This window comes from Microbacterium sp. 69-7 (assembly GCF_001897985.1).
In the GTDB taxonomy this organism is placed as follows: domain Bacteria; phylum Actinomycetota; class Actinomycetes; order Actinomycetales; family Microbacteriaceae; genus Microbacterium; species Microbacterium laevaniformans.
Genome location: NZ_MKRU01000075.1, coordinates 54,172 through 80,264 on the forward strand (window position 1 = coordinate 54,172; position 26,093 = coordinate 80,264).

A 26,093-nucleotide genomic window follows, 5' to 3' on the forward strand; every position below is an offset into this window, starting at 1 on the left:
GACGGGTGCCCACCGAGACCAGCCGCAGCGCGCCCGAGGAGCGCCTCGTCAACCTGGTGGTCGCACTCATGGCGACGGAGCAGGGGCTGACGAAGGACACGATCCTCTCGTCGGTGGCCGGCTACCGCGAGCAGGGTTCCGCGGGGGCTTCCAAAGACGCGCTGGAGAAGATGTTCGAGCGCGACAAGGAGAATCTCCGCTCGCTCGGCATCCCCGTGGAGACCATCGGCGACTACGCCGACCCCGACGATCTCCGTGAGGCGCGGTACCGCATCCCCACCGCAGAATACGAGCTTCCCGCCGACATCGAGTTCACGCCGGCCGAGCTCGCCGTGCTGAACCTCGCCGGCGGTGTGTGGAGCGAGAGCTCGATGTCGGCCGATGCGCGCAGCGGCCTGCGCAAGATCCGGGCGTTGGGCATCGACGTCGACGCGCCGATCATCGGCTACTCGCCGCGCGTGAACCTGCGCGAGCCCGCCTTCGCGCCGATGCAGCGCGCGATCGAACAGGGCCGCGTCGTCGAGTTCTCCTATCTGAAGGCGGGAGAGGAGAGTGCGCGCGTGCGTCGCGTGCAGCCCTACGCGTTGATCGAGTACGAGGCGCGGTGGCACGTCTACGGGTTCGATCTGATTCAGGGTGACGTGCGCACGTTCCTGCTGTCGCGGATCGTGTCGGATGTCGCGATCACGCGGACGACGTTCGATCTCGCCCTGCGCGAGGGCGCCGGCGAGCGTGCGCTGACCGGACTGGCGGAGCTCGCCGCCCGTCAGCAGGCGCTGCTGGAGATCGCCCCGGGCACCGAGGCCGCTCTGCGACTCACGCGCCGGGCGACGCCCGCCGACCAGGGAATCCGCGTGCCCTACGTCGACGTCCACATCTTCGCCGACGAGCTGGCCTCGTACGGCCCGGAGGTGCGCGTGGTCGAACCGGGAGAACTGCGCGACCAGGTGATCGCGCGTTTGGAGCGCACGCTACGTGTGCACGGCACCGGCGCGGGGGAGCGATCATGAGTGCGCGGCGTAAGCCTCTTCTCGCCACCGATCGCGCTGCCCTGATCCTCCAGCTGGTGCCCTACCTGATCGGGAAGGGCGAGGTTTCGCTCACCGAGGCGGCAGAGGAGTTCGACGTCACGGTCGAGCAGATGCGGACCATGGTGGAGAAGCTGACCGTCATCGGGCTACCCGGCGACGGCGGCTTCTGGCAGATGGCGAACGATCTGTTCGACATCGATTGGGATCTTCTCGATCAGCAGGATCTCATCGTCATCACCAACACCGTCGGGCTCGAGCGCACCCCGCGTCTGACGGCACCGGAGGCGGCGGCCCTGCTCGCCGGACTCCGCGTCGCGGCATCGCTGCCCGGCGTCGGCGACAGCGGCGTGATCCAGGGGCTGCTCGCCAAGCTCGCGCGTGGCGCTTCGGGCGTGCCGGCCGATGTCATCGTCGCGTCCGGCGAGGTCGACGACGTCCGTCTGACGGTCGATCGCGCGCTGCGCGACGGCGTCGCCGTGGCCTTCACCTACCAAGCTCCGGATGCCGCGCCCACCACCCGCACGGTCGACCCGGTCAAGGTCCACCTCGCCGGTGGTCAGTGGTACCTGCAGGGGTGGTGCCACCTGCGTCAGGCGATGCGCACCTTCCATCTCGATCGCGTCTCCGATGTGCATCTCACCGACATCGTGAGCACCCACGGCGACGACAGCGTTCCCGCGTTGTTCGAGGGTGCCTCCCGCGACGTCGAAGTCGTCGTCCGCTATCGGGCATCGGCTGCGCCCCTGCTGGCCGACTACGTCGTGATCGACGACCCGGCCGATGCCGGCGCCGCGGTGCGCTCGGCACGGGTGCGCGTGGGGGATGCCCGCAGCCTGAAGCGTGTCGCGGCGAAGCTCGGCGGAGATCTGGAGATCGTCGGACCGGATGCCGCGCGTCACGCAGCCGCGGCGTGGGCCGAGGCGGGGCTCGCCCAGTACGCCTGAGCCCGGCGGCGGGACCGACAGGTAGACTGGGCGATATCCCCAGACCCGAGGAGACCCTCATGCTCGGAGGCTTGACCGGCTGGCACCTGCTGGCCCTTGTCGTCATCATCCTGCTCCTGTTCGGAGCGGCGAAGCTCCCTGCGCTGGCCAAGAGCGTCGGTCAGTCCGCGCGCGTCTTCAAGGGCGAGATGAAGGCGATGAAGGAAGACGACGCCGCCGCGGCGCCGCCCGCACCGCCGGTGACCGGAAGCGCAGCCGGGACGGCCGCCTCGAGCGCCGAGCCCGGACCCGACGCCAAGCCCTGACGTCGGTGGCCACGGTCGAGTCCGCTCGTCTCGGCGAGGACGACGCGCCCCGTCGCGATCGCCGGATGTCGCTGGCGGAGCACCTCACGGAGCTGCGCCGACGCTTCATCATCGGCATCATCGCGCTCGTCGTCGGCATGATCATCGCGTGGATCTTCACTGATGCCATCATCTGGGCGATGACCGAGCCGATCCGGGTCGTCGCCGCGCAACGCGGCGACGGCGACGTTGTCACTCTGATGTACCAGAGCATCACGGGCCCGTTCGATATGCGGCTGCGCATCGCACTGGCCGTCGGCGTCATCTTCTCCGCACCGGTGTGGGTCTGGCAGATCTGGGCGTTTCTCGTTCCGGGTCTGACCCGGAAGGAGATCCGCTACACCATCGGGTTCGTGAGCGCCGCCGTGCCCCTTTTCGCCGCCGGCGTGTTCGTCGGGTGGCTGATCATGCCCCACATCGTGGAGCTCATGGCCTCCTTCACTCCGCAGGGCGCGTCGAACATCTACGACTCGAAGTACTACTACGACTTCGTCTTCAAGCTGCTGCTCGTCGTCGGCGTCTCCTTCGTGCTTCCCGTCTTCCTGGTCGCGTTGAACCTCGCCGGTGTGATGAGCGGTATGGCGATCCTGAGGGGCTGGCGGGTCGCCGTTCTCGTTGCGTCACTGTTCGCGGCGCTCGCCACGCCCGCCGCCGACATCGTCAGCATGCTGCTGCTGGCCGGCATCCTCACCGTGCTCTACTTCGCCGCGGCTGGGCTGTCGGTGCTCTTCGATCGCAGACGCGCCAAGCGCGAGAAGGCGCTCGGGCTCGACCTGTGACGGATCCCGCCAGCCGCTACGCGCAGGCCCAGGCCCGCCAGGCGCATCCGATCACGGCCTCCTTCGCCGACGGCCAGCGCTTCGACCTCGATCCCTTCCAGATCGCGGGATGCCACGCCCTCGAGGACGGACGCAGCGTGCTGGTGGCGGCGCCCACCGGCGCGGGAAAGACCATCGTGGGCGAGTTCGCCGTGCATCTGGCCATGCGCGAGCCCGGCGAGAAGGCCTTCTACACGACGCCGATGAAGGCGCTGTCGAACCAGAAGTTCCGCGAGCTGCAGCAGGTGTACGGCGAGGACGAGGTGGGCCTGCTCACGGGCGACACGAACATCAACGGCAACGCCCGCGTCGTCGTGATGACCACCGAGGTGCTGCGCAACATGCTCTACGCCGACTCCCCGGCGCTGCGCGGTCTGCGCTACGTGGTGATGGACGAAGTCCACTACCTCGCCGATCGGTTCCGCGGCGCGGTGTGGGAGGAGGTCATCATCCATCTGCCGTCGCGCGTGAAGCTGGTGTCGCTGTCGGCCACCGTGTCCAATGCCGAGGAGTTCGGCGACTGGCTCGACACCGTGCGTGGTGACACCGCGGTCATCGTCTCCGAGACCCGACCCGTTCCGCTCGAACAGCATGTGCTGGTCCGTGGCGATCTACTGCCGTTGTTCGACGACCGGGCCGGCATCGCGACCGCGCAGGTCAATCAGGAGCTCATGCGCCTGCGATCGGTGCGCGGCTCCACGTTCGAGAGCAATCGCCGGGCTCAGGATTACCGCTCACAGCGTCACCGGTCGCAGGGCGATCGATCCGGCGGCCCGCGGCCCTCGAAGGGGGCAACGCGGCCGCTGCGCTCTGCCGACATGCAGCGCATCGAGCGCGTCGACCGGCCACAGGTGGTGGAGCTGCTGGCGCGGGCGAACCTCCTGCCGGCGATCTTCTTCATCTTCAGCCGTGCGGGCTGCGAGGGCGCGGTGCAGCAGGTTCGACGCTCCGGTGTGCGTCTGACAGACCGCGACGAGCGCGATGAGATCCGCCGGATCGTCGACGAGCGTACGCTGACGCTTCCCGACGAGGATCTCGCCGTGCTCGGCTTCTGGGAGTGGCGGGAGAACCTCGAACGCGGTGTCGCCGCTCACCACGCGGGCCTGCTCCCCGCGTTCAAGGAGATCGTCGAGGAGCTCTTCCAGCGCAAGCTCGTCAAGATCGTCTTCGCGACGGAGACACTCGCGCTCGGTATCAACATGCCGGCGCGCACCGTCGTCCTCGAGAAGCTCGAGAAGTTCAACGGTGAGGCGCGGGTCGCCATCACTTCCGGCGAGTACACCCAGCTGACGGGGCGCGCGGGACGGCGCGGCATCGATGTCGAAGGCCACGCGGTCATCCAGTGGAGTGAGAATCTCGATCCCCAGGCCGTGGCCGCCCTGGCCTCGCGGCGCACCTACCCGCTCAACTCGAGCTTCCGCCCGACGTACAACATGGCGGTCAACCTCATCGACCAGTTCGGTCGTTCCCGAGCGCGCGAGATCCTCGAGTCGTCGTTCGCTCAGTTCCAGGCCGACCGCGCCGTGGTCGGGCTCGCGCGCGAGGTCAAGGATGCCGAGGTCTCCCTGGCCGGCTACGCGGCGTCGATGGCGTGCGATCGGGGTGACTTCGCCGAGTTCTCCCGGATGAGACGCGAGCTCGGCGACCTCGAACGCAAGGGCGACCGCTCCGGCCCTCCGAAGGTGCGCCAGCAGCGTCAGGAGCAGATCGAGTCGCTGCGGCGCAGTCTCAAGCGGCATCCGTGCCAGAGCTGCCCCGACCGCGAGAAGCACGCCCGATGGGCCGAACGGTACGGGAAGCTCCGGCGCCACAGCGACAAGTTGCGTCAGCAGATCGACATGCGCACCGGAACCGTCGCCCGCATCTTCGACCGGGTCGTCGACGTGCTCACCGCGCTGGACTATGTGCACGTCGATGCCGACGGAGCCACCGCGCTGACGGCGGCCGGTGCGACGATGAAGCGGATCTACGGGGAACGGGATCTCCTTGTGGCGGAGTCTCTGCGCACCGGTATCTGGAAAGACCTCGATCCATCCGGCCTGGCCGCCCTGGCCTGCTGTCTCGTGTATGAGCCGCGTCGCGACGAGAGCGGCCCGGGCGAGCACGGACTTCCGCGCGGTACGTTCCGGGGGGCCTTGACGGCGACCCAGGAGCTGTGGGCGCGCCTCGACGATCTGGAGCAGGACCATCGCCTGCCGGGGTCGTCCCCGGTGGCCACGGGGCTTGCCCAGGCCATGCACTCCTGGGCGCGCGGGGCCTCGCTGGACCGTGTGCTGCACGAGGCGGATCTCGCCGCGGGCGACTTCGTCCGCTGGACGAAGCAGACCATCGATCTGCTCGATCAGCTGTCGATGGTCGCCGACGCTCCGCTCGCCACGACGGCGCGCGCCGCCCTCGATGCCGTCCGACGCGGGATCGTCGCGTACGGCTCCTCCTGAATCCGCTCGCCTAGGCTCGATCCGTGCCCGAACGACTTCGTCCTGCCGCCCCGCCGGTGCGACCGCTTCTTCCGCTGTGGGCGGCAGCTGTCGTCGCGACGGCCGCGGGCCTGGTGCTCACGCTCGCGTTCCCCGCGCTGTCGTGGTGGCCCGCGGTCTTCGTCGCCGTGCCGTTGGGGCTGCTGACGCTCATCGGACGGCGCACCGGCGGCGCGTTCACGGTCGGACTCCTCTTCGGCGTCGGCCTGTTCTTCGTGAACTTCTCCTTCACGGCCCGCTATCTCGGGCCGGTGCCGTGGATCGCGCTGTCGACGCTGGAGTCGGTGCTGACGGCGGTCATGGCCATTCCCATCGCCTGGGCCTATCGATGGCTGCCCCGCTGGGCACCCGGCGCCGCAGGACGCCTCCTCGCGCTGCCGGCTCTCGTGGCGGGGTTGTGGGTGTCGCGGGAGGAACTGCAGGGCACGTTCCCCTACGGAGGCTTTCCCTGGACCCGCGTCGCCGTGACGCAGGCGGACTCGCCGCTCGTGCACGTCACGTCGTGGACGGGGATGAGCGGTCTGTCGTTCCTGATCGTGTTCGCCTGTGCCGCGGCGATCGAGGCGGCGCGGCTCGGACGATCCCGCGGTGTGCCCGCCGCGGCGCTGCGGATCCTGCCGGCGGCGATCACCGTCCTGGTGCTCTTTCTTCTTCCCGCCTTTCCCACGACGGATGCCGGCAGCATCCGCGTGGGGGCCGTGCAGGGCAACGGGCCGGCCGGCTACTTCGATCAGCGTGCCGCCTACGACGTGTTCCGCGCGCAACTTGCGGCGACGCGACCCATCGAAGACCGCGACATCGATCTGCTGCTCTGGCCGGAGGGTGGGATCGATGCCGACCCGCTGTCGAACACGTCGGTGCGCACAGCTCTGGACGCTCTGGCAGACCGTGTCGGCGCACCGCTGCTGGTCAGCGGCGTCACCCAACGCGGCGATCAGTACTTCAACTCCTCGCTGCTGTGGAAGGCCGGGGCCCAGAACCCGACGGCGCTGTATGACAAGCGCCACCCGGTTCCGTTCGGCGAGTACGTGCCGGACCGTTGGTTCTACAACATGCTCGCCCCGGATCTCATCGGCCTCATCCAGCGCGAGTACACGCCGGGGACGACGACGCCCATGTTCGAGGTGAACGGTGTGGGAGTCGGGCTCGCCATCTGCTTCGACGTGATCTACGACGATGTCATCCGCGAGGGCGCCGTGTCCGGGGCCCAGGTGTACATGTTCCAGACGAACAACGCCGACTTCCGCGGAACCGACGAGAACCTCCAGCAACTCGCGTTCGCCCGCATTCGAGCCGTCGAGAGCGGCCGCGCCGTCGTCAACCTGTCGACTGTCGGCACCAGTCAGATCATCGGACCCGACGGCCGCACGATCGACGCGCTGCCCGCCGACGAGCCGGGTGCGATGGTCACCGACGTGCCGCTGCGTACCGGTCTGACCCCCGGCATCCTTCTGGGCGATGCCATCCAGACCTTGCTCGGGTGGGGCAGTGTGGTGGCGCTGGCCCTGGTCGGCCTCCTCGTCCGCCGTCGCGCGCGCACGCCGAAGACGCCGACCCCCGAAGGGGCCGGCGTCGAAGCGGGGGAGTGAGCGTCAGGCGCTCAGGCGGGAGTCGTCCGCAGCGCCGCGACGGGCGCGCAGCAGGGAGAGGCGCTCTTCGAGCAGCTCCTCCAGCTCGGGAACGGTGCGACGCTCCAGCAGCATGTCCCAGTGGGTGCGGGGAGCCTTGTCGCCGGAGTGGTCGACCTCGACAACCGAATCGCCCACGCGGAGCACGGCCTCGGCGCCGCACGTGCGGCATTCCCAGGCGTCGGGAAGCTCGGCGTCGGCCGCGAAGGTCATCACGGTCTCGCGTCCGCACTGCGTGCAGACATAGGTGTGGTTGGCGCGCTCATGGAACACGACGCCTTCTTCGCTCTGTAGGCTCGAGGCGCCGAGTCGGATGCCGCGCAGGCTGCGATCTGCCATTGTGTGGTCCTCTCGTCGTGTCAGGTATAACGTGCGGACCTGTGTGCCTCATCCGAACGGCCGTGCCAAATCGCCCTTTCACAGGGGATCCCCAGCCCTGATCAGGGGCGCGAGGCGGTGGCGTTCAGTGCGAGGTCGGCGCGATCGGTGACGAGACCGTCGACGCCGAGAGCCAGCAGTCGATCCATGTCGTGGCGGTCGTTGACCGTCCAGACGTGCACCTCGACGTCGGCGTCGTGAACGAGGCGCAGCAGGCGTGGTGTCACGATGCGCATCGGTCCCTGGCGCTCGGGGATCTGCACGGCATCCACCCCGCGAAGTACGCGTTTGACCAGAGCGCTCGATCCCGTCGACACGGCAGCCAGCAGTCTCGCGATGGTCTCGCGGCCGGCCGAGGTCGCCGGTTCGCCGCCGAGACGACGTGCCGCATCGAGCGCTCGCCTGCGGCGCGCGTCCGAGAAGCTCGTGACCAGCACGCGATCCGCGTGCCCGGCGACCACGCGGCCCAGGGGGCGAGCAGCATCGGGCGACTTGACGTCGATGTTGAAGCGCAGCGTCGGAAACGCCTCGATCGTGTCGGCGGCGCTCGCGAGACCGCCGCGGTCGGCCATGATCTCCGCGAGCTCGTCATGACGCACGGCGGCGATCTTGCGAGGATCGGCGGCCACCCGCAGCAGATCCTCATCGTGGAAGAAGACCACGACGCCGTCGGCGGTCAGATGGCAGTCCGATTCCACATACCTCGCGCCGATCGCATGCGCGGCGGCGAAAGCGGCGACCGTGTTCTCCACGATGCCCTCAGCGTCGCTCGGAACGAAACCTCGATGAGCCAGCACACGCGGAGCCGCGGTGGCGGCGAACCACGGGTGGCTCACGAGAGATCAGTGGGAGGCGTGGCCGTCGTCGCGGGCGGCCTCGGTGCGTCGCCAGCATCCGCGCGCGCGGCGAACGCGCTTCCGAGACCCTTCATCGCCTCCGTGAACTCACTGGGAATGATCCACAGCTTGCTCGACGCGCTGTCGCTGATCTTCGGCAGGGTCTGCAGGTACTGATACGCGAGGAGCTTGTCGTCGGGGCGGCCCGCGTGGATCGCGGAGAAGACGTTCTGGATCGCGGCGGCCTCGCCCTCGGCACGGAGGATCGCGGCCTGCTTGTCACCCTCTGCGCCCAGGATCGCCGCCTGACGGCGTCCCTCCGCCTCGAGGATCTGCGACTGCTTCGATCCCTCGGCGGTGAGGATGGTCGCGCGACGCTCGCGCTCGGCCCTCATCTGCTTCTCCATCGAGTCCTGGATGGAGTGGGGCGGGTCGATGGCCTTCAGCTCGACGCGCGACACCCGCAGGCCCCACTTGCCGGTTGCCTCATCGAGGACGACGCGCAGCTGCCCGTTGATGTTGTCCCGACTCGTCAGCGCCTCTTCCAGGTTGAGACCGCCGACGACGTTGCGGAGCGTGGTCGTCGTGAGCTGTTCGACGGCCGACAGGTAGTTGGCGATCTCATACGTCGCGGCGCGCGCGTCGGTCACCTGGAAGTAGACGACCGTGTCGATCGAGACGACGAGGTTGTCCTCGGTGATGACCGGCTGCGGCGGGAAGGACACGACCTGTTCGCGCATGTCGACGAGGGGTCGCAGGCGGTCGATGAACGGCACCAGGATGTTGAGCCCGGGGGAGAGGGTGCGCTGATAGCGGCCCAGCCGCTCGACGACACCGGAGTAGGCCTGCGGGATGATCCGAATGGATCGGAAGAGAACCACGATCACGAAGATCGCGACCACGACGAGCAGGACGATCACGAAGATCTGACCCACGAACGCTCCGACGTCGACCATCAGTCGGTGCTCCTTTCGGGAGAGTCGGATGCCGCCGGGGAGCCGGTGGCGGGGGAGGAGGGGACAGGTGCCACTTCGACCGTGGCACCGCGCACCGCAGTGACCACAGCCCGGTCGCCGGGAGACAGTGCGGTGGCCGCCGGGGCGAGCTCTGCCGTCCACTGCTCGCCGTTGTCGAGACGGACGAAGCCGCGACCATCGACGAAGGGCGCCGTCACGCGTACGGCCATGCCGTAGAGCGCGTCGACGTTCGTCGGGTGCGGCTGGCTCGATCGGCGCAGCGCGGTGAGCAGGAGCGGGCGGATCGTGAACAGCAGCAGTGCCGACACGGCAGCGGCGATGAGTACCTGAAGCCACCAGGGGCCGCCGAGCAGGTTCACGCCGAGGCCGCCGATGACCGCGCCGGCGGCGAGCATGAGGAAGGTGAACTCGAGGGTCAGCAGTTCGATGATCACGAAGACCACGGCGAGCACGATCCAGGCGATCCAGAGATATTGCGTGAGATCGGGCAGCATGCGCGCTCCCTTCGTGGGTCTTGTTCGAACCCTAACACCCGGCCGTCTCGATGCGGTGGCCAGCCGCCGGGTGTTCGTCGGGCACCGGTTGATAGTGTCGAGAAGGCTGCGGCGACATCCGCCCGGCATCCGTCTTCTTGCAGGAGCAATCATGTCCCAGCCCATCCCCGCCGGCTCCCTCGCCGGACGGACGGCCCTCGTCACCGGATCTTCGCGCGGCATCGGTGCCGACACGGCTCGCTACCTCGCCGAGGGTGGCGCGAACGTCGTCATCAACTTCCGCAACAAGGCGCCGCGGGCCGAGAAGCTCGCTGCCGAGCTGCGGGAACTCGGCGTCGAGGTGCTGGTCGTCGGCGCCGATCTGACCGATGCCGGTTCGGTCGCGGCGATGATGGAAGCCGTCAAGGAGACGTTCGGGACTCTCGATCTGCTCGTCCTCAACGCGTCCGGCGGCATGGAGAGCGGAATGGGCGCCGACTATGCGCTCGTCCTCAACCGCGACGCCCAGCTGGGAGTCCTCGAGGCCGCGCTGCCCCTGCTGCACGACGGCTCTCGGGTGGTCTTCGTCACGAGCCACCAGGCCCACTTCATCCGCACGACACCGACGATGCCCGAGTACGAGCCGGTCGCCTTGTCCAAGCGTGCCGGTGAAGACGCGCTGCGCGAGCGGATCCCCGCCCTCGCCGAACAGGGCATCGACTTCGTCGTCGTGTCGGGTGACATGATCGAGGGCACGATCACCGCCACGCTTCTCGAGCGCGCCAACCCGGGCGCCATCGCCGATCGCCGCGAGTCGGCCGGCAAGCTGTACAACGTGTCGGAGTTCGCCGCGGAGGTCGCCCTCGCGGCCGTCGAGCCGGTTCCCGCCGACAACACGCGTCTCGTCGGAGACGTGAGCTCGTTCGGCGGAGAGTGAGCATGCGTGCCGCAGATATCGCCTCCCTCGTCAGCGTCGGGCGCCCCAGCCTCGCCCCGGACGGATCCTTCACCGTCTTCGCCACTTCGCGTCCCGACCTCGATGCCGACCGCAACGTGGGTCAGATCTGGCGGATCGACCTGCCGGACGGCGCACCGCGGCGCCTCACGCGCGGAGTGTCGGACTCGTCGCCGCAGGTCTCGCCCGACGGCCAGCACGTCGCTTTCGTGCGCGCCGATGCCGACGGAATCCCGCAGATCTTCGTGATTCCGGCATCCGGTGGCGAGCCGGTGCAGACGACCGAGGCCCGCGGTGGCGTGAGCTCCTTCGCGTGGTCGCCCGACGCAGGACGCATCGCGTTCACCGCGCGGGTGCCCGAGCAGGGACGGTACGGAACCGTCGAGGGCCGCTCGGCAGAGGCGGAATCGCCGCGCCGCATCACGGGTGTGCGCTGGCATGCCAACGGTCTTGGCTACCTCGCCGACCGTCCGTCGCATCTCTTCATCATCGATGCCCCCGACACCGGTGCGGAGCCGTTCTATGCGCCCGCGCCGACGGCTGCGGGCGAGGCGGGCAAGGAACGGCGAGTCGGGGCACAGGCGACCGCGCTGACCTCGGGCGCCGCTTCGCATCACGGCGTCGTGTTCACGGCCGATGGCGCTCATCTGCTGACGGTCGTCGACGAGATCGAGGACGATCGTCGCGATCTGCGGACGCCGCTGGTCGCCGTGGCCGTCGACGGCTCGGGCGCGATCGAGGTGCTCTCTCGCGATGCGGGCTACTCCGTCGACGACGTGGGCGTCGCCGACGACGGCACGATCGCCGTCCTGGCATCACGACCGGGGGAGTCCGGCATCGATTTCATCGCTCCGGACGTCGCGCTCTACGTGCTCGAGGGACCGCTGTCTGCGCCCGCGCCGCGCGCGCTCACCGACCCCGACGCCGTCGACCTCGGAGAGGTGGGCTCCCACACCACCCCGTTCGGAGAAGACTTCCTCGTCCAGAACCGCACGCGTGGCCGCGTCGAGCTCCTGCGCGTGACGCGTGCCGGGGATGTCTCGGTGCTGGTCGACGGCGATGTCGAGGTCGTCGGTCACGCGGCGGCGGGGGAGCGCATCGTCTTCTCCTACGCGACGCCGTTCAGCCTCGGCGAGGTGTCACTGCTCGGGTCCGGCCCGCTGACGACGTTCGGTGCGGACGCCGCGGCCCGGGCCATCGTGCGGCCCGAGGAACGGGAGATCGTCGCCCGTGACGGCTATCCCGTGCACGGGTGGGTCGCCGTCCCAGCGGGGGAGGGCCCCTTCCCGGTGATCTTGCAGATCCACGGCGGGCCGTATGCGTCGTACGGCATACATCTGTTCGATGAGACGCAGGTTCTCGTCGATGCCGGCTACGCCGTTGTGTACTGCAACCCGCGGGGGAGCGCCGGATACGGTCGGGCGCACGGTCGGAGCATTCGCGGCGCCATGGGCACCGTCGACATGACGGACGTCCTCGATTTCCTCGACGGTGTCGTCGCCGGCGATGCTCGTCTGGACGGCGCGCGCGTCGGCATCCAGGGCGGGTCGTACGGCGGGTATCTCACCGCGTGGACCATCGCACACGACCACCGGTTCGCCGGTGCCATCGTCGAGCGCGGCTTTCTCGACCCGGTGAGTTTCCAGGGCACCAGCGATATCGGATCGTTCTTCGGAGACGAATACGTCGGCACCGATGCGGAGGACATGGCACGGCAAAGCCCGATGGCCGTGGTGCACGACGTGCGCACGCCGACTCTCGTCCTGCACTCCGAGCTGGACTTCCGCTGCCCCCTCGAGCAGGCGACGCGTTATTACGCGGCGCTGAAGCGACAGGGGACGGATGCCGAGATGCTCATCTTCCCGGGGGAGAACCACGAACTGACGCGCTCGGGACGCCCTCGCCATCGCGTGGAGAGATTCGACGCGGTCCTCGACTGGTGGTCGCGTCACCTCCCGGCCGACTGAGTCACGGCATCCGCCACGACGAAGCGCCCCGCTGCCTCACGGCGAGCGGGGCGCTTCGTGTCGTGTCACTTGCCGAACGAGAAGGCGCGTCCGATCTGGATGATGCCCATGACGACCGCGGAGATTCCGATGAGCCACCACAGCACGACGGCGCCCCACAGCGGCGAGAAGAGCAGCGTGAGACCGGCGATGATCGAGATGATCGCGTAGAAGATCGTCCATCCCCGGGAGGGCGCCAGATCGAGCGTCGAGAGCGCCACGACGCCCTCGATGACCCACATGATGCCGACGAGGATGCCGAGGAAGACGGCCAGCGCGAGTGCGGCCAGGCCGAGGTTGGAGAACGCGACGATACCGGCGACGACGTAGAGCACGCCGAGGAGCACGTGACCGACGCGCGACCACCCGCCCTTTCCGGTTGCGAAGATTCCCATTCCCGCGTACACGAGTCCGGCGACGATGGCGTAGATCGCGATGATCGCGGTCACGACCATCGCGGTCTTTCCTGGCCAGACGAGAATGACGATGCCGAGGATGACGGACAGCGCGCCGCCCAGACCGAGAGCGGTCCGGATGCCGTTGGTCGCCGTCTTCTCGAGGGTAGGTTCAGCAGTCATGGCGGAGCCCTCTCTAAAATCTCCTGTGAGTGGAGATGTTCTCAGGTTAGCGCTGACAGCTCGGTCGTGCGATCCAAGACGCGCCGCACGCGTCATCGGGCCCGTTCTGTCGCTCGGCGGTGCGGAATCCGCCCGTTCGCGCCGGATGAGCAGTGGTGCCGCTCGACCGGCGTCGCGCCTGTGGAGCTTTTGCCGATAATGCACATTATGTCAGAAAGAAGATGGCCCGTTCTCGCTAGATGCGAATACGACACCTGGTACGACTCCCCTGGTGCGGTCTGGAACTGCGGGGTCATGTCGTCCGCGTGGAGGGCGTCGTGACTGCGGCTGCGGTCGTCAGGCTGACATTCCGAATTGCTCCTGACCTGGCTTTTCTCTGCCGCACTTGCGGACGATTCGCGGATAGTGCGAGACTTTCGCGTATTATGCGAGTGTCTGAAGGGCCTGTTCCGGGCGCGGTTCCTGCCTATTTGCGGTCGGGTTCGGCGGTCTTGAATGAGGCTGAGAACGTCTGGGTGGCAATGCTGGATGGGTGGCGGGCGCAGCAGTTCGCACGCAATCTCGCCCCCTCGACCGTGGAAGCGCGCCGGTCGATCGTGCTGCGTTTTCGTGCGTTCGCGGAGTCTTACCCGTGGTCGTGGACGGCGGGGCTGGTGGACGAGTTCTTCATGGAGCTGCGCGGCGTTCGTGGTGCGTCGCGCTCGACGGTGCTGGGCTATCAGAACGCGCTGCGGATGTTCCTGGAGTATCTGACCGATCCCGCTTACGGGTGGAGCGAGCAGTGCTGGGAGCGGTTCGGCGATCACCCGGCACAGGTCTTCCACGACTGGAACACGGCACGGCACGCGTCGGAGTCGATCGCGGAGCCAGGCAAGCGCCCCTACACGCGGGACGAGCTGGAGGATCTCTTCGACTGCGCGGACGAGCGTGTGCTGCGGATCCGACGCGCTGGGGTGAAGGGGTGGGTGCCGGCGTTCCGGATTGCGACGTTGATGAAGGTCGCCTACGCCTGGGGTCTTCGTCGCAACGAGGTCCGTCAGCTCGATTTGGTCGATCTCGCCTCCAATCCCCGGGCGCGCCAGTTCGGCGACGCGGGCATCATCTACGTCCGATTCGGGAAGGCGATGAAGGGCTCTCCCCCGAAACGCCGCACGGTGCTGACTCTGCCGGAGTTCTCCTGGGCGGTCGAGTACTTGCAGCAATGGCGTGACGAGGTCCACCCGCTTTACGCCCCGCCCGGGTCCACGAGTCTTTGGCCGAGCGAGCGCGGCAACCAGATCATCACCGCCGGGCAGATCAGTCGGACGTTCACGGAGGTGAAACGAGAAGCCGGCCTGGACGACGATCTCGACTTCCACTCCCTGCGCCGCTCCTACGTCACCCACCTGGTCGAGGAAGGCTACGACGCGTTCTTCATCCAGCAGCAGGTCGGCCACGAGCACGCGTCGACCACATCCATCTACACCGGTCTCTCCCCCGACTACCGGGCCCGCGTCGTCGACGATGCGATCGCCCGCATGGCCACACAAGCCCTCACGACACAGGAGTGATATCTGATGATCCGACGCGTTGACCACGGCTGGCGCCTGCGGGAGCTGATGGCTGCCCGCGGGATGACCACCATCTCCGACCTGATCCCCCACCTTGCCGACCGCGGCATCACACTCTCCGACTCGCAGCTCTACAGGCTCCTCAGCAGCACACCGGAGAGGATCAACCTCACCTTGCTCGGCGCGATCCTCGACACCCTGGACTGCGCCTTCGAGGACCTGGTCCCCGTGACGGTCACTGCCACCGCGTCCCGCACCCGCGCCACCGGAACCGCGGATGCAGCTGCCACGGTCCGCTCCGATGGAGTCCGGCCCGCTCGCGCGCGAATCCATCGACCCAGTTGAGCCGGCACCGCGTCGATGCCGGCTGCGCACGCTGCGAACGCACCGGCGTCAAGTTCGCAACGACATGGCCCGAGGGACGCATCTGTCGGCGCTGCTACCAGAGAGCCACACGCATCCACGGCACCTGCCCGGGATGCGGCACCAACCGGCTCCTTCCCGGCCTCCTCGACAGCGCTCCCGCCTGCACCGACTGCACAGGGATCCCGAAAGACTTCCACTGCACCCGCTGCGGGCGCGAAGACGAACCCGTCCGCGCTGGACTCTGCGCCCACTGCTGCCTCACCGATGACCTCACCCACCTCTTCGACAACGGCGACGGCGAGATTGCCCCGCACCTGCAGCCTCTGTTCCATGCCCTGACAGGACAGAAGCATGCCCGCAGCGCGAAGATCTGGCTGATCACGAACACAGAGGCCGTCGCCCTGATCAGAGCGCTTGCCCGCGGCGACGTCCCACTCGAACACACCACCTTCACCGAGCATCCCGCCCCGAGCCGAGTGGGGTTCCTCCGCGAGCTCTGCATCGAGCACGGGATCCTCTCCCCCGTCCATCTCGACATCGAAAGGTTCCAAGCCTGGCTGGCACGGAAGGCCGCGCTCGCGCACCCGGACGATGCACGATTGATCATCCAATATGGCCGCTGGGTCCACCTCAACCGCATGAACTATCTCGCCGAGACCGGCCAGCTGAAGAAAGGCACGTTCCTCTCCGCTAAACAATCCACCACCGTCGCGCTCGAGTTCCTCGCCTACCTCCGCGCGCAACACACCACCCCGGCGGGCTGTCGGCAAGCGCACATCGACGGCTGGCTCACCGGCGGCCCCACCACACGAAGCCTGGCCCGCGGATTCATCCGCTGGGCCATGAAACATGGCCACCTCCCCGTCATCGAGATCCCCTACCGGCTCGCGAAGACCACCCCTGTCATCACCCAACAACAGCGCCTCGCGCACATCCAGCAGCTCCTCGTCCCCGCAACATCCCTGCGCCCGCTCGAGCGCACTGCAGCACTGCTGCTCCTGATCCACGGGCAACCATTGGCGCGGATCGCGCGCATGCAGCTCGATCAGCTCCGCATCGACGGCCACGGGATCACCATCCGGTTCGCCGCCGAGCACCTGCGCATCCCCGAGCCCTTCGCGAGCGTCGTCCACGCGCGCATCGAGGACCTCCCCAACCTGAACACCGCAGCCCACCGAGACAACCGCTGGCTCTTCCCCGGTGGCCGCCCCGGCCAGCCCATCCACCAGGGCACGCTGATGAGCCTGCTCCGCGACGCCGGCATCGATCTCCGCGGCACCAAGAACGCCGCCCTCCGCGAGCTCGTCCTCCAGATGCCCGCACCCATCGTCGCAGACTCGTTCAACTACAGCTACACGGTCACAGAGCAACATCGCCGCAACGCCGGCGCCCAGTTCATCGACTACCTCACCAACGCACGCAACCATAAAGCAGCCCGGCCGTGCGCATGCCCCGACTGCTCTTGCACCGACGAAGCCGACATGGGCGCACCCGACGACCGAATCTACGGATGCTGCCTCGCTGACTGCCCCTACGCCCATTCACCAACCGCCTAAGCCTCACGCAAGCGGCCCACCGCCTGGCCCGCGATCAATAACGGACGCTGATGAGGAACTCATCGACGTTAGGCAGATGCGCGTGAATGCTCGCCTCGGCCTGCTCGCGGACATCGGCATGCTCGGCAACCGCAGTGATGATCGCGTCGCCTTCGAGACGGTGGCCGACCCAACGCAGCCGAACCCGCTCCACGCGTTCGATGCCGTCGACATGCTCCAAGGCGTGCTCTGCGCGGTCAAGGAGATCGGGTTCGATCGCGTCCATGAGACGGCGCCCGATGGAGCGGATCGTTCCGAGCAGCAGAATGAAGATCGCAATCGAGATGACGATGCCGACGATCGGATCGGCGAGCGGGAACCCGAGCAGGACCCCGACCCCGCCGATCACGACCGCGAGGGACGTGAACCCATCGGTTCGAGCATGGACCCCGTCAGCGACAAGAGCCGCGGAGCCGATTCGACGGCCGATGCGGATCCGATAGATCGCGACGGCCTCATTTCCCGCGAAGCCGATAATGCCCGCGGCGATCACCCACCACACGTTCTGCAGCGGCTGCGGATGCAGCAACCGGTCGACAGATTGCCAGGCCGCGACCACCGCGGACAGCAGCACCACGAAGACGATGAACAAGCCCGCGAGGTCCTCGGCACGGCCGAACCCATACGTGTATCGGCGTGTCGCAACGCGGCGGCCGAGGACGAACGCGACCCACAGCGGGATCGCGGTGAGCGCGTCAGAGAAGTTATGCACCGTGTCTGCCAGCAAGGCCACCGACCCGCTGAGGAAGAACACCACCGCCTGCAGGATCGTCGTGACGAGCAGGATCACCATGCTGATGATCAGAGCGCGCACGCCCTCGTGACTGGCCTCCATCGCATCATCGATCGAGTCCGCCGCGTCATGGGTATGCGGCACAAACAGCCCATACAGAAAGCCCTTGAACCCGGTCGGTTGGTCGTGGTCGTGGTCGTGGTCGTGGTCATGATCGTGAGCGCTGTGGTCGTGGCCGTGAGCGAGATGATCGTGCGGGTGGCTCATCGGGCATCCTGATCGAGGTGGTGGTGACGGGGGGTCCCGCCGAGGGAATGCTCGGCCTGGAAGATCGCATCGGCCACGAGACGGGACGCGTGCTCGTTCTCGAGCCGGTAAAACACCCGCTGCCCCTCCTGGCGGGTCGAGACGATCCGGGCCAGACGCAGCTTCGCCAGGTGCTGGGACACCGCAGTCGGCGACTTGTCGACCATGTCGGCGAGATGGTTCACGGACAGTTCGCCAGCCTCCTGCAGCGCGAGGATGACCCTCACGCGGGTCGCGTCAGCGAGCATCGCGAACACCTCAACCGCGAGCTCCACATACGGGCTCTCGGTCGAATACCCACACTGCTGCTTATCTGCACTCATACGCAGATACATTACGCTGGTTCCGTGAGCGACAAGACCAACCCCACCACCGCGGCCACACGAACACCGCGCTGGAGCCAGCGTCGCCGAGTGACGATCGTGCTCTGCCTCAACGCGGCACTCATCCTCGGCCTCGTGATCGTCGGGGTGGTCGCGAACTCGGTGAGCGTGCTCGCCGCCGCTGGCGACACCATCGCAGACTGCCTCGCCCTGATCCTCGGCCTCATCGCGATCGCTCTGCGCGACCGGGACCCGAATCACCCGCACGCGCACCGACCGATCGCGATCGCCGCGCTGATCAACGCAACCCTGCTCCTCGTGGTCACCGTCGCGGTGGTCTTTGAGGCGGTTTCGCGGTTGCGCGAAGGGTCCCCGCCGATCGAGGGACTGCCCGTCGTGATCGTCGCGCTGATCACGCTCGTCGTGATGTTGACCGGCGCGTTCGTACTTGGCTTCTCTGCCGGCAATGAGGACCTACACATGCGCTCCGTGCTCCTCGACGCCCTCGCTGATGCCGCAATCGCGGCCGCGATCGTCATCGCCGGCCTGATCATCCTCGCCACCGATGGGCTCTACTGGCTCGACCCGATCCTCGCCCTCGCAGTCTCCGCGCTCATCGCAGTCGCAGCCGTCCGATTGATCAGCAAGGCCATCGCGGCCCTGCGCGGCAAGGACGTCGACTTCGACGACGGCTGACGCAAGCGCGATGAAGTCTCCAGCCCGACAGCCCGAGATGCTTCCCCCACTCGACAGCTGTCGGCGAACCACCGAGGGAGAATACGCCGCTCAGCAATACGCACCCACACCACTATGAGGATCACCCGATGCGTGCGCCGCGGGTGGGCCACACGACGTGCGCGACCGAGATCGAGAAGATGGACCACGCTGCGAGCAGTGCCCACCCATCGGGGCCGCGCGCGAGGTAGCCGTGCGATCGCCACCACGACCGGAGGCTGGGTATGAGGCGGATCGGGAGTCCGAGCACCATGGCTGCGATGATTGATACCACCGCAACGATGAGCGCCAGAATAGGCCACCCGATCAAGCTCAGTATCCCGTCGTATGACATCGCGGAGCCAAAGATGAGCGCGAGCGCCGCCGCGAAGAGTACCGCGCCGCCGGCGAAGAAGTGGTGCACCGTGAGAGCGAAGCGCGACGACGATGTGCGCGCGGTTCTGGGCGAGACGGCATCCGCTCCCCTCACCGCGCGGCGGCGTGCGCGCGCTCTACGACGATTGCAGGCGCTGGGTGTCGTCTCCGCGCCCGCGCGGTCCTGAGCGCTTCCTCGACAGCGACGGCCGCATCGATCGCTACCCCGCACAGGCCGCTGGTCGTCTCGCGGTCCTGCGGCACGTCGCCGGGCGCGCCTTCTCCCCCGACACCGTCCTGCGCGAGCGCGACGTCAACGAGCAGCTAGAGCCAGACGCGCCGAACGGCGACGTCGCCGTGCTTCGGCGTTACCTGGTCGATCACGGGCTCCTTCGCCGCACGGCATCCGGGTCCGAACACGTGCGAACGCACGAGTAGCGTGGAGGGGTGACTACGACCCGCCCCTCTCCTGCGTCAGCCGGACCGGACTACCGGGCATGGATCATCTGGGGAGTCGGTGTCGCTGCCTACATGCTCGCGGTGATCAATCGCAGCTCGCTCTCGGCCGTGGGGGTCGATACCGCCCAGCGCTTCGGAGCGGATGCCGCGACGCTGTCGATGTTCGCCGTCGTCCAGCTGGCCGTCTACGGCGGCATGCAGATTCCGATCGGGCTCTTCCTCGACCGCTACGGCGCCCGCCCCATCATGACCATCGGGATGCTGCTGATGGCAGCCGGGCAGCTCACCCTCGCCTTCTCCCCCAGCGTCGGCGTCGCGATCTTCGCCCGCATGCTGCTGGGTGCCGGGGACGCCGCGGTCTTCCCCGGCGTGCTCCGTCTGGTCGCCGTGTGGTTCCCCGCGCAGCGCGGTCCGCTGATGAGTCAGCTGACGGGTCTCGTCGGCCAAGCCGGACAGCTCCTGGCGCTGGCCCCGCTCGCGGCGATGCTCCATGCGACCAGCTGGGAGATCGTGTTCGGCGGCATCGCCGGACTCTGTGTGTTGTTCGGCATCCTGGTGTGGGCGGTGATCCGCAACCACCCGCCCCAGCTGCGAGCGGACGTCTCCGTCGACACGAACACCGGCGCGATCCGGGTCGTGCGTTCGTCGATGGACACCGGCGTCGGCATCCGCGCCGCCTGGGCGCACCCGGGAACCCGCCTCGCGTTCTGGTCGCACTTCACGGCGCCGTTCGCCGGCACCGCGTTCGTGCTGCTCTGGGGAACGCCGTTCCTCACCGCCGGCGAGGGACTCAGCCTCGCGCAAGCCGCGGGCGTGCTGTCGACCTATGTCGTGGTGGGAATGGCCCTCGGACCGGTCATGGGCGACATCTCTCGCCGCATTCCCCACCTGCGCTCGCGGGCGCTGGTGCTTCCGGCCGTGGGCACCCAGTTCGTCGCGTGGACAGTGGTGATCGCGTGGCCCGGGCCTGCGCCGCTGTGGCTGCTGTACGGGCTCGCCGTGTCGCTGGCGATGGGTGGACCCGCCTCGATGATCGCTTTCGATCACGCGCGCACCCACAACCCCGCCCACCGCCTGAGCACCGCGACGGGAATCACGAACGTCGGCGGCTTCCTCGCCGCGCTGGTCGCGATCTTCGCGATCGGGATCGCCCTCGACCTACAGGGCGCCGGCACGCCGGAGACCTACCGACTCGATGCGTTTCGGTTGGCGTTCCTCGCACAGGTTCCGCTCTGGGCGCTCGGCTGGACATTCATCGTGATCGAGCGGCGCAAGACGCGGGTCCTGCTGGGGATGGACCCGCCGCGCCGACCGCGCGCCGAGTGATCGGCGTGCGCGGCCGGCGCGCGGGAATCAGACCGTTCCGTCGCCCGAGGTGCGGGACTCGGTCTGCGTGATCCGCTCGCCCACACCGGGCTCGACGGTCCGCGTGACCTGCTGCGTGGAGCGACGTCGCAGCATGAGGACGAGTCCGATGACGAAGATGAGCACGCCCGCGCCCATCAGGATGTAGCCGATCATGTCGAGGTTCACGTAGGGGACGTCGACGTTGACGGCGAACACGAGGATCGCTCCGATGACGAACAGTGCGATTCCGGCTCCGATGCTCATGAGTGCGTCTCCTTGTTCGGGGATGGGACGTCCTCATGGTGGCGGAACCCACGACGCTCGCCCATGCCCTTGACAGGCTCGGCTCCCGACGGCTAGTGAGGCTCCACCAGGCTCCAGGTCCCGCCGAACTTCGGCTCCCGGCCGTCGCCCGACGAGGTGCCGGTCAGGCGCCGGCGCACCCACGGACCCAGGTGTTCGCGCAGGTACTCGCGCTCCGCCAGGCGCACGGCATCCGGCAGCTCCGGCATGGCCCACCAGCCGTCGGGGACCGTCTCCCCGATGGCTTCCAGGACGCGGGCGGCGACACGGTGGTGACCACGACTGTTCATATGCAGGCGATCCTGAGACCAGAACGATGGATCCGACAGCTCGGCATCCGGCCAGTTCAGCGCGCGGATGACATCGGGGCGTTCGCCGACGCGCTGCACGACGGCATCCGACATGAGATCGCCGCGCCGCTGGATGAGCCGGTTCATCGGCAGCTGCGCCGAAGGATTGGCGCCCGACAGCAGAATCAGTGTGACGCCTTCCTCATCGCACCGCCGGAGCACCTGGCTGAACGCATCGGCGATGTGGCCGATCGACGTGCGCGGTCGCAGCATGTCGTTGCCGCCACCGTTGAACGACAGGTGGGTGGGCTTGAGTGCGAGAGCAGGCTCGAGCTGCTGGGCGACGATCGGCCAGATGAGCTTGCCGCGGATCGCAAGGTTGGCGTACTGGATGGGTTCGCCGCGGGAGTGCGCCCATCCCTGCGCGGTGAGGTCGGCCCACCCGCGCACGCGGCCGTCGGGCCGCTCGTCGCCGACGCCCTCCGTGAACGGGTCCCCGATCGCCACGAACCGCACCTCTGCCATCCGATCAGCCTACGCCGCGCTCTGCCGCGGGCTCACCGGTCCCCTTCGGTCGCTGCGGCGCAGCGAAAGCGGCAGATGCGGACGGATGCCGCGGATGCCGCGGCCTCAGCGGTCGTCGAGTGCCGCCCCGCGATGGTCGGCGAGGGCCCACGCGGCCGTCGCCGCGAGCACGAAGAACGTGGCGAACACGACGAAAAGCAGCGGCGCGCCACCGGCGGCGAGCAGGGGCGGCACGCTCAACGGCGCGACGATGGACGCGATACGGCCGACGCCCGCGGCCCATCCGGCTCCGGTGGCACGCAGCGACGTGGGGTAGTTCTCCGGGGTCACGGCATACAGTGCGCCCCAGGCACCGAGGTTGAAGAACGATAGCGCCATCCCGGCCGCGATGATCACGCCTTCCGTCGATGCGGTGCCGAAGAACAGCGCGGCGACCGCGGATCCCGCCAGAAAGACCGACAACGTCACGCGCCGCCCCCATACCTCGATGAGCCAGGCCGCCACGGCGTAGCCCGGCAACTGTGCGAGCGTGATGATCAGGGTGAAGCCGAACGATTTCACCAGCCCGTACCCCTGCGCGAAGAGGATCGTCGGCATCCAGATGAACGCGCCGTAATACGAGAAGTTGACGCAGAACCAGACGATCCACAGCGCCCCCGTGCGCACGCGGAACTCGCCCGACCACAGTGCGCGCAGGCCGCGGTCCGCCAGCTGTGCGCCGGCCGCGGTGCCCACCGGGGCATGGCGACGAGGCGTTCCCTGCAGCGCCGGCGACGACTCGAACGTGCGGGTGACCGCGTCGGCCTCGCGGTGGCGTCCGCGTCGCGCGAGCCATCGCGGCGACTCCGGCAGCGACCAGCGGACGATGAGCGCGTAGATCGCGGGGATCGCCCCCAGCGCGAAGGCCCAGCGCCATCCGTCGGCGGATGCCGGGATCACGAAGAAGCCGATCAGTGCCGCCGCCGTCCATCCCAGGGCCCAGAACGCCTCGAGGATGACGATGAGTCGCCCGCGCATGCGTGCCGGGGCGATCTCGCTGACGTAGGTGCTCGCCACCGGCAGCTCGGCTCCCAGACCGAGCCCGACGATGACGCGCAGCGCGATGAGCGCCGCAAGTCCCCCGGCCAGGGCGCTCGCCCCGGTCGCCAGACCGTAGACGAGCAGCGTGACCGCGAACACCGAGCGGCGGCCGAAACGGTCCGCCAGGAGGCCGCCCAGGCTCGCGCCCCCCGCCATGCCGACGAAACCGGCCGACGCGATCCACGACGCCTGCTCGCCGGTCAACGACCACTGTGCGATCAACGCGGTCAGCACGAATGAGACGAGGCCGACGTCCATCGCGTCGAGCGCCCAGCCGAGACCCGAACCGGTCAAGACCCGCAGGTGCCGGCGGGTGAACGGGAGAGCGTCCAGCCGCTCCCCCACGTCGGTGCCGGTCAGCGTCGGCGCAGAGGGAGAGGCAGCGGCATCCGTCATGCCTGAATGCTACTCAGGATGTCGAGAGCATCTCCGACACCAGCGGCGCGACCTTCGTGCCGTACAGCTCGATCGAGCGCATGAGCTTCGCGTGCGAGAGGGTGCCGTTGGCGTACTTGAGGTCGAAGCGCGTCGCCCCGAGGGTCTTCATTGTGGCCGCGATCTTTCGAGCGACGGTCTCGGGCGATCCCGCGTACACGGCGCCCTCCGGGCCGATGTCATGTTGGAACTGCAGCCGGCTGTACGGCGGCCACCCGCGCTCGGCGCCGATCGCGTTGCGGTTGGCCTCCATCGCCGGGTACAGCTCCTCCCACGCCTGAGCGTCACTGTCCGCAACGTGGCCGGGTGAGTGTACGCCGACGGGCATCGCCTCGCTGTGCCCGAACGACGCGAGCGAGCGGTGGTAGAGGTCGACGTAGGGGCGGAAGCGATCGGCCGAGCCGCCGATGATGGCCAGCATGAGTCCGTAGCCGTAGCGGGCCGTGCGCACGACCGACTCGGGCGAGCCACCGACTCCTACCCACGCGCGAATGCCGTTCTCCGTCTTCGGAAAGACGTCGGCGTTGGTCAGCGCCGCCCGCGTCGTGCCCTGCCAGGTCACGGGCTTCTCGGTGAGCAGCTGCGAGAAGAGGTCGAGCTTCTCCTCGAAGAGCACCTCGTAGTCGCCGAGGTCGTAGCCGAACAGCGGGAAGGACTCGATGAACGAACCGCGACCGAGGATCACCTCGGCGCGCCCCGCGGACAGCGCGTCCAGCGTCGCGAAGCGCTCGTACACGCGCACCGGGTCGTCGCTGGAGAGCACGGTGACGGCCGTACCGAGGTGGATCCTCTCGGTACGGGCCGCCGCCGCAGCCAGCACCAGTTCCGGACTGGACACCGCGAATTCGTGGCGGTGGTGCTCCCCTACCCCGAAGAAGGAGAGCCCCACCTGGTCGGCGAGCACCGCCTGATCCACGATGTCGCGGATCGTCTGAGCGTCGCTCAGGCGCTCGCCGTCCTCGCCCACGGTGACGTCGCCGAAGGTGTCCAGTCCCAGTTCTACATTCATACGAATGAGAACCCTCCCTGTGCCGTGATCATTCCGTGCGGAGATTCTCGGCCGGATCAGCCCTGAGCCAGTGCCATCCGCAGTGTGTCGAGACCGACACCGCCCAGACGCAGCGCGCGCATGTGGAAGCGCTTGATGTCGAAGTCGGCGCCCTCGCGCTCGGCCGTCTCGTCGCGGATCTGCTCCCAGATGCGCTGGCCGACCTTGTAGGAGGGGGCCTGACCCGGCCAGCCGAGGTAGCGGTTGACCTCGAACTGGATGAACTCGTCCGACATGTTGACGTTTCGACGCATGAACTCAAGGGCGAAGTCGGCGTCCCAGATGCCCTCGCCGTCGGGACGAGGCTTGCCCAGGTGCACGCCGATGTCGAGCACGACGCGGGCGGCCCGCATCCGCTGGCCGTCCAGCATGCCGAGCCGGTCGGCCGGGTCGTCGAGGTAGCCGAGCTGCTCCATCAAGCGCTCGGCGTACAGGGCCCAGCCCTCCGCGTGTCCGCTGGAGCCGGCAAGCAGACGCCGCCACGAGTTGAGCTCCGCGCGGTTGTAGACCGCCTGGGCGATCTGCAGGTGGTGGCCGGGAACGCCCTCGTGGTAGACCGTGGTGAGCTCGCGCCACGTGTCGAACGAGTCGACGCCCTCGGGCACCGACCACCACATCCGGCCGGGACGCGAGAAGTCGTCGGTCGGTCCGGTGTAGTAGATGCCGCCTTCGTTGGTCGGCGCGATCATGCACTCGAGCCGACGGATCTCCTCCGGGATGTCGAAGTGCGTCTTGCCGAGCTCCTCGACGGCACGATCGCTCGTGGCCTGCATCCACTCCTGAAGGGCCCGCGTGCCGCGCAGCTTGCGGGCCTCGTCGTTCTCGAGGAACGCCACGGCCTCCTCGACGGTCGCGCCCGGCAGAATCTCGTTGGCGATCGACTCCTGCTCCGCCACCATGCGGGCGAGCTCCTCGAGACCCCACTCGTAGGTCTCGTCGAGGTCGATCACGGCCCCGAGGAAGCCGCGCGAGTGCAGCGCGTACAGCTCGCGTCCGACCGCATCGTTCTCGGATGCCGCGGGCGCCAGCTCGGTGCGCAGGAAGTTCGCGAGTTCGTCGTACGCGACGCGGGCGGCGCCCGCGTGGCCGGAGAGGGTCTTCGCGAGAGAGGCGGGGAGCTGTCCCTGCGCCGGGGCCGCGTCAGCCGCGAACGTCGCGAAGAAGCCGTTGTCGGCGGTATAGCGGGCGATCTGGCCCAC

At 68.2% G+C, this 26,093-nt stretch carries 27 protein-coding genes; 14 read left to right on the forward strand and 13 right to left on the reverse strand.

Features of this window, described 5'->3' with window-relative positions; genetic code table 11:
* Positions 1-5 precede the first annotated feature (5 nt).
* The 6 genes from BGN98_RS07140 to lnt all read left to right on the forward strand — a co-directional run bounded on the left by BGN98_RS07140 (position 6) and on the right by lnt (position 7,203).
* Positions 6-1,010 carry a helix-turn-helix transcriptional regulator gene (locus tag BGN98_RS07140; protein WP_036287763.1) on the forward strand — a complete coding sequence of 335 codons (1,005 nt, stop codon included), beginning with the start codon at positions 6-8 and terminating at the stop codon, positions 1,008-1,010.
* A complete protein-coding gene (locus tag BGN98_RS07145) occupies positions 1,007-1,975 on the forward strand; it encodes a helix-turn-helix transcriptional regulator (RefSeq protein WP_016465288.1) in 969 nt (322 codons plus the stop codon). The genes BGN98_RS07140 and BGN98_RS07145 overlap by 4 nt, the downstream gene beginning before the upstream one ends.
* A gap of 59 nt (positions 1,976-2,034) precedes the next feature.
* Positions 2,035-2,280: a twin-arginine translocase TatA/TatE family subunit gene (locus BGN98_RS07150; protein ID WP_036287757.1), complete on the forward strand. Its 246-nt coding sequence runs from the start codon at positions 2,035-2,037 to the stop codon at positions 2,278-2,280.
* A 65-nt stretch (positions 2,281-2,345) separates the two neighbouring features.
* Positions 2,346-3,098: a twin-arginine translocase subunit TatC gene (tatC, locus tag BGN98_RS07155; RefSeq protein WP_036287794.1), complete on the forward strand. Its 753-nt coding sequence runs from the start codon at positions 2,346-2,348 to the stop codon at positions 3,096-3,098.
* The gene (locus BGN98_RS07160) at positions 3,095-5,575 is read left to right on the forward strand and encodes a DEAD/DEAH box helicase (protein ID WP_288120476.1); all 2,481 of its coding nucleotides are present in this window, start codon (positions 3,095-3,097) and stop codon (positions 5,573-5,575) included. The genes tatC and BGN98_RS07160 overlap by 4 nt, the downstream gene beginning before the upstream one ends.
* Positions 5,576-5,598: 23 nt before the next feature.
* The gene (lnt, locus tag BGN98_RS07165) at positions 5,599-7,203 is read left to right on the forward strand and encodes an apolipoprotein N-acyltransferase (protein ID WP_288120478.1); all 1,605 of its coding nucleotides are present in this window, start codon (positions 5,599-5,601) and stop codon (positions 7,201-7,203) included.
* A gap of 3 nt (positions 7,204-7,206) precedes the next feature.
* Here lnt and BGN98_RS07170 read toward each other — a convergent pair whose 3' ends face one another.
* The 4 genes from BGN98_RS07170 to BGN98_RS07185 form a co-directional block, all read right to left on the reverse strand.
* Positions 7,207-7,581, reverse strand: a complete 375-nt coding sequence (locus tag BGN98_RS07170) for an RNA polymerase-binding protein RbpA (RefSeq protein WP_005049356.1) — start codon at positions 7,579-7,581, stop codon at positions 7,207-7,209.
* Between the two features lie 101 nt (positions 7,582-7,682).
* Positions 7,683-8,456 (reverse strand): glycerophosphodiester phosphodiesterase family protein, encoded by a 774-nt coding sequence (locus tag BGN98_RS07175; protein WP_288120481.1) that lies wholly within the window; start codon positions 8,454-8,456, stop codon positions 7,683-7,685.
* Positions 8,453-9,412, reverse strand: a complete 960-nt coding sequence (locus tag BGN98_RS07180; RefSeq protein WP_288120483.1) for an SPFH domain-containing protein — start codon at positions 9,410-9,412, stop codon at positions 8,453-8,455. Before BGN98_RS07180 ends, BGN98_RS07175 begins: the two co-directional genes overlap by 4 nt.
* On the reverse strand, positions 9,412-9,927 hold the full coding sequence (locus BGN98_RS07185; RefSeq protein WP_288120485.1) for an NfeD family protein: 516 nt from the start codon (positions 9,925-9,927) through the stop codon (positions 9,412-9,414). Before BGN98_RS07185 ends, BGN98_RS07180 begins: the two co-directional genes overlap by 1 nt.
* Before the next feature lie 151 nt (positions 9,928-10,078).
* Between BGN98_RS07185 and BGN98_RS07190 the strand changes: the two genes are divergently transcribed.
* Both BGN98_RS07190 and BGN98_RS07195 read left to right on the forward strand, forming a co-directional pair.
* Positions 10,079-10,843, forward strand: a complete 765-nt coding sequence (locus tag BGN98_RS07190; protein ID WP_039416052.1) for an SDR family oxidoreductase — start codon at positions 10,079-10,081, stop codon at positions 10,841-10,843.
* A gap of 2 nt (positions 10,844-10,845) precedes the next feature.
* A complete protein-coding gene (locus BGN98_RS07195; RefSeq protein WP_288120488.1) occupies positions 10,846-12,828 on the forward strand; it encodes a S9 family peptidase in 1,983 nt (660 codons plus the stop codon).
* A gap of 65 nt (positions 12,829-12,893) precedes the next feature.
* Here BGN98_RS07195 and BGN98_RS07200 read toward each other — a convergent pair whose 3' ends face one another.
* Complete coding sequence (locus BGN98_RS07200; protein WP_036287731.1) at positions 12,894-13,445, reverse strand: HdeD family acid-resistance protein; 552 nt, start codon at positions 13,443-13,445, stop codon at positions 12,894-12,896.
* A 521-nt stretch (positions 13,446-13,966) separates the two neighbouring features.
* Between BGN98_RS07200 and BGN98_RS07205 the strand changes: the two genes are divergently transcribed.
* Genes BGN98_RS07205 through BGN98_RS07215 form a run of 3 tightly spaced genes read left to right on the forward strand, consistent with a single transcriptional unit; the run spans position 13,967 to position 16,917 of the window.
* The gene (locus BGN98_RS07205; RefSeq protein WP_231477158.1) at positions 13,967-14,995 is read left to right on the forward strand and encodes a tyrosine-type recombinase/integrase; all 1,029 of its coding nucleotides are present in this window, start codon (positions 13,967-13,969) and stop codon (positions 14,993-14,995) included.
* Between the two features lie 6 nt (positions 14,996-15,001).
* Positions 15,002-15,340, forward strand: coding sequence for a helix-turn-helix domain-containing protein (locus tag BGN98_RS07210; protein ID WP_036287725.1), 339 nt, complete (start codon positions 15,002-15,004; stop codon positions 15,338-15,340).
* A complete protein-coding gene (locus BGN98_RS07215; protein WP_288120490.1) occupies positions 15,337-16,917 on the forward strand; it encodes a site-specific integrase in 1,581 nt (526 codons plus the stop codon). Before BGN98_RS07210 ends, BGN98_RS07215 begins: the two co-directional genes overlap by 4 nt.
* 34 nt (positions 16,918-16,951) lie before the next feature.
* Here the strand turns inward: BGN98_RS07215 and BGN98_RS07220 are convergent, their stop codons facing one another.
* Together BGN98_RS07220 and BGN98_RS07225 are read right to left on the reverse strand one after the other, a co-directional pair.
* Positions 16,952-17,956 (reverse strand): cation diffusion facilitator family transporter, encoded by a 1,005-nt coding sequence (locus BGN98_RS07220; RefSeq protein WP_036291260.1) that lies wholly within the window; start codon positions 17,954-17,956, stop codon positions 16,952-16,954.
* On the reverse strand, positions 17,953-18,318 hold the full coding sequence (locus BGN98_RS07225; protein ID WP_288120493.1) for an ArsR/SmtB family transcription factor: 366 nt from the start codon (positions 18,316-18,318) through the stop codon (positions 17,953-17,955). The genes BGN98_RS07220 and BGN98_RS07225 overlap by 4 nt, the downstream gene beginning before the upstream one ends.
* Positions 18,319-18,342: 24 nt before the next feature.
* Here BGN98_RS07225 and BGN98_RS07230 point away from each other — a divergent pair, with 24 nt between their 5' ends.
* Positions 18,343-19,014: a cation diffusion facilitator family transporter gene (locus BGN98_RS07230; RefSeq protein WP_197017322.1), complete on the forward strand. Its 672-nt coding sequence runs from the start codon at positions 18,343-18,345 to the stop codon at positions 19,012-19,014.
* A gap of 121 nt (positions 19,015-19,135) precedes the next feature.
* On the opposite strand, the gene BGN98_RS07235 is transcribed toward BGN98_RS07230, so the two are convergent.
* Positions 19,136-19,456 (reverse strand): hypothetical protein, encoded by a 321-nt coding sequence (locus BGN98_RS07235; protein ID WP_036291262.1) that lies wholly within the window; start codon positions 19,454-19,456, stop codon positions 19,136-19,138.
* Between the two features lie 110 nt (positions 19,457-19,566).
* On the opposite strand from BGN98_RS07235, the gene BGN98_RS07240 reads away from it, so the two are divergent.
* Both BGN98_RS07240 and BGN98_RS07245 read left to right on the forward strand, forming a co-directional pair.
* Positions 19,567-19,845, forward strand: coding sequence for a DUF2087 domain-containing protein (locus tag BGN98_RS07240; RefSeq protein WP_051498915.1), 279 nt, complete (start codon positions 19,567-19,569; stop codon positions 19,843-19,845).
* Between the two features lie 93 nt (positions 19,846-19,938).
* Positions 19,939-21,192: an MFS transporter gene (locus BGN98_RS07245; protein ID WP_442921713.1), complete on the forward strand. Its 1,254-nt coding sequence runs from the start codon at positions 19,939-19,941 to the stop codon at positions 21,190-21,192.
* A gap of 27 nt (positions 21,193-21,219) precedes the next feature.
* On the opposite strand, the gene BGN98_RS07250 is transcribed toward BGN98_RS07245, so the two are convergent.
* The 5 genes from BGN98_RS07250 to BGN98_RS07270 all read right to left on the reverse strand — a co-directional run.
* The gene (locus tag BGN98_RS07250; RefSeq protein ID WP_036291267.1) at positions 21,220-21,477 is read right to left on the reverse strand and encodes a DUF6458 family protein; all 258 of its coding nucleotides are present in this window, start codon (positions 21,475-21,477) and stop codon (positions 21,220-21,222) included.
* 92 nt (positions 21,478-21,569) lie between these two features.
* Positions 21,570-22,331, reverse strand: coding sequence for an SGNH/GDSL hydrolase family protein (locus BGN98_RS07255; protein WP_288120497.1), 762 nt, complete (start codon positions 22,329-22,331; stop codon positions 21,570-21,572).
* A gap of 105 nt (positions 22,332-22,436) precedes the next feature.
* A complete protein-coding gene (locus BGN98_RS07260) occupies positions 22,437-23,807 on the reverse strand; it encodes an MFS transporter (RefSeq protein ID WP_288120499.1) in 1,371 nt (456 codons plus the stop codon).
* A gap of 13 nt (positions 23,808-23,820) precedes the next feature.
* Entirely contained in the window at positions 23,821-24,855 is a 1,035-nt protein-coding gene (locus BGN98_RS07265) for an LLM class flavin-dependent oxidoreductase (protein WP_288120500.1), read from the reverse strand.
* Between the two features lie 56 nt (positions 24,856-24,911).
* Positions 24,912-26,093: DUF885 domain-containing protein (locus BGN98_RS07270; RefSeq protein ID WP_288120502.1), on the reverse strand; the 1,182-nt coding region annotated here is incomplete at its 5' end.